Raw genomic sequence first — 3,582 nt, forward strand, 5'->3', positions numbered from 1 at the left:
GGGGGGGGGGTGGGGCTGGCCGCACTGGGGCGCCGGGGGGGGGCGCTCCCCCCGAGGGCCCCCCCGGGGGGGCGGGGGGCCCCGGGTGGGGGGTCCCGCCCGCCACGCCGGTCATGATCAGCGGCCGGCGCTGTCCACCACCGCGGCCCACTCGTCGAGCAGCGCCTGGGCGGACGCGTCGTCGGGCCCCTCGGCCCACAGATGGGTGACGGCCTCCGCCGGGTCCGGCAGCACCAGCACCCAGCGCCCGTCGGCCTCCACGACCCGCACACCGTCGGTGGTGTCCACGGACCGGTCCCCGGCCTCCTCCACCACACGCCGCATCACGAGCCCCTTGACTGCCCACGGCGTCGCGAGGTCACGCCGCTGCACATGGGCACGCGGGATGCGCGCGTCGATCTGGCTCAGCGTGAGCTGGGTACGCGCCACAAGACCGATGAGCCGCACGAACGCGGCCGTGCCGTCGAACACGCTGCTGAACTCGGGCACGATGAACCCACCGCGGCCGTCGCCACCGAAGATCGTCGACTCCCCGCGTCCGACCCGCGTCAGATCGTCGGGCGAGGTCGTCGTCCAGTCCACCTGCGTGCCGTGGTACGCGGCCACCTGCTCGGCGATACGCGTCGTGGTCACCGGCAGCGCCACCCGCCCGCTGCGCCGCTCGGCGGCCACCAGGTCGAGCATCACCAGCAGGGCCCGGTCGTCCTCGACGATCCGCCCCTTCTCGTCCACGAGCGACAGCCGCTCACCCACCGGGTCGAACCGCACGCCGAAGGCCGCTCGCGCCGACGCCACGATCTCGCCGAGCCGCACCAGGCCGGCCCTGCGGGCGTCCGCGGTCTCGGTGGGCCGCGACTCGTCGAGGCCGGGGTTGATCGTCAGCGCGTCCACGCCGAGCTTGCCGAGCAGGCTGGGCAGCACCAGTCCGGCGCTTCCGTTGGACGCGTCGACTACGACCTTCAGTCCCGACTCGGCGATTCCCGAGGTGTCGACATTTCGCAGCAGGGACCCGGTGTAGGAGTCGAAGACACTGGACGGGAAGTGCAGATCCCCGATCTCGCCGGGGAAGGCCCGCCGGTACTCCTGACGCGCGTATACACGGTCGAGTTTCCGCTGGCTTCCCTGCGAGAGATCGGCGCCCTCCCCGTCGAAGAACATGATGTCGACGGAGTCCGGCACCCCGGGCGTCGTCCGGATCATGATGCCGCCGGCACTGCCGCGCGCCGTCTGCTGCCGCGCGACCGGCAGCGGCACGTTCTCCAGATCGCGTACGTCGATGGCGCTGGCCTGCAACGCCGAGATCACCGCTCGCTTGAGCGCCCGGGCGCCTCGCGAGTGGTCACGCGCGGTGGTGACGGTCGAGCCCTTCTTCAGGGTCGTCGCATACGCACCCGCGAGACGCACGGCGAGTTCAGGCGTGATCTCCACGTTCAAAATGCCGGAGACACCACGGGCTCCGAAGAGGTGCGCCTGGCCGCGGGACTCCCAGATGACGGACGTATTGACGAACGCGCCCGCCTCGATCGTCTTGAACGGATAGACCCGCACATTGCCCTGGATGATCGATTCTTCACCGACGAGGCACTCGTCGCCGATGACCGCGCCATCCTCGATGCGGGCGGCCCGCATGATGTCGGTGTTCTTGCCGACGACGCAGCCGCGCAGATTGCTGTGCTGACCGATGTAGACGTTGTCGTGCACGACGGCCTTGTGCAGGAACGCGCCGTCCTTCACGACGACGTTCGAGCCCACCACGGTGTGCTCACGAATCTCGACGTTCGCCTCGACCTTGGCGTAGTCCCCGATGTACAGGGGCCCGCGCAGTACGGCGTCAGGGTGCACCTCGGCGCCCTCGGCGACCCATACGCCGGGGGAGATCTCGAAGCCGTCGAGCTCGACGTCGACCTTGCCCTCCAGGACGTCGGCCTGGGCCTTGCCGTAGCTCTCGTGCGTACCGACGTCCTCCCAGTAGCCCTCGGCGACAAACCCGTAGATGGGCTTGCCCTCCTTCATCAGCTGCGGGAAGACATCACCGGACCAGTCGACCGGCACGTCGGCCTCGACATAGTCGAACACCTCGGGCTCCATCACATAGATGCCCGTGTTCACCGTGTCGGAGAAGACCTGCCCCCAGGTCGGCTTCTCCAGGAAGCGCTCGACCTTGCCTTCCTCGTCCACGATGGTGATGCCGAATTCAAGGGGGTTGGGTACGCGCGTCAGACAGACGGTGACGAGCGCGCCCTTTTCCTTGTGGAAGTTAATCAGCTCGGTGAGGTCGAAGTCGGTCAGCGCGTCACCTGAGATCACGAGGAAGGCATCGTCCTTCAGCGCTTCCTCGGCGTTCTTCACGCTGCCTGCGGTGCCGAGCGGCTTCTCCTCGTTGGCATAGGTGAGCTCCATCCCGAGCTCTTCGCCGTCGCCGAAGTAGTTCTTGACGAGCGACGCCAAGAACTGCACTGTTACCACGGTCTCGGTCAGACCATGCCTCTTCAGCAGGCGCAGCACATGCTCCATGATCGGCCGGTTGGCCACGGGCAAGAGCGGCTTGGGCATGCTAGAGGTCATGGGGCGAAGGCGGGTACCCTCACCGCCGGCCATTACGACGGCCTTCATGTCGGAAACGTCCTCCTCAATAGACGACGATCTAGCCGACTCAGCCCGCCAAGCAGGACCCGCATACGTCAAACGCGGGTCTTCGCGCCTCTACGGTCACCTAATTGGCAGGCTCAATCGGCCATGCTGTCCGCTTTCACAAGTCGGCGGACCTGGACCACATACAGGATCCCTGCCCACCAGTACAGAGTTGTACCCCATCCTGCGAACGCCCATCCGAAAATAGCAGCGAGAGAAGCGATCCAGCTACTTCCGTCGCTCAGGAGCAGTAGTGGAAAGGCGTACATCAGGTTGAAGGTGGCGGCCTTGCCCAGGAAGTTCACCTGCGGCGGCGGATAGCCGTGGCGCCTGAGGATCCAGACCATCACCAGGAGGACCAGTTCGCGCAGCAGAAGTACGCCGGTCAGCCAGAGCGGAAGAATCTCCCGCCAGGTCAGGCCGACAAGCGTCGAGAGGATGTAGAGCCGGTCTGCCGCGGGGTCGAGGAGCCGACCGAGGTTGCTGATCTGGTTCCAGCGGCGTGCGAGCTTGCCGTCGAGGTAGTCGCTGACGCCGCTGAGCGCGAGCACCAGTAGCGCCCACCCGTCGCTGTTGGGCCCTCCGAACTCAGGCCTGAGGATCAACCACAGGAAGAGGGGCACGCCGGCGAGGCGCGCCATGCTGAGGATGTTCGGGATGGTGAGGACACGGTCCGTCTGGACACGCGTCTCCTGGACCTCCACCCGGGGGCCTCCTGTGGGAAAAGAACCAATGATGCCCCTGACCCTACCCTCAGCGGGGAGACGACGATGCGGAGGGGTGGCAAGGTATCGCCCTCTGGAAACAAAAAAGCCGTGGTTCCTGGATTTGAATCCAGGAACCACGGCTGTAAAAGGAGTTCGGCGGCGTCCTACTCTCCCACAGGGTCCCCCCTGCAGTACCATCGGCGCTGTGAGGCTTAGCTTCCGGGTTCGGAATGTAACCGGGCGT

Annotated in this window: 2 protein-coding genes and 1 rRNA gene; all 3 read right to left on the reverse strand. The window is 66.8% G+C overall.

Annotated features, from left to right (window positions below; all coding sequences use genetic code 11):
- Nucleotides 1–117: 117 nt before the first annotated feature.
- On the reverse strand, nt 118–2,613 hold the full coding sequence (locus ACF062_RS34460) for a mannose-1-phosphate guanyltransferase (protein ID WP_127912515.1): 2,496 nt from the start codon (nt 2,611–2,613) through the stop codon (nt 118–120).
- A 113-nt stretch (nt 2,614–2,726) separates the two neighbouring features.
- The gene (locus ACF062_RS34465) at nt 2,727–3,335 is read right to left on the reverse strand and encodes a CDP-alcohol phosphatidyltransferase family protein (protein ID WP_392143503.1); all 609 of its coding nucleotides are present in this window, start codon (nt 3,333–3,335) and stop codon (nt 2,727–2,729) included.
- A 154-nt stretch (nt 3,336–3,489) separates the two neighbouring features.
- Nucleotides 3,490–3,582, reverse strand: a 5S ribosomal RNA gene (gene rrf, locus ACF062_RS34470); the annotation flags it as partial.

This window comes from Streptomyces sp. NPDC015345, from assembly GCF_043078805.1.
Lineage (GTDB): Bacteria > Actinomycetota > Actinomycetes > Streptomycetales > Streptomycetaceae > Streptomyces.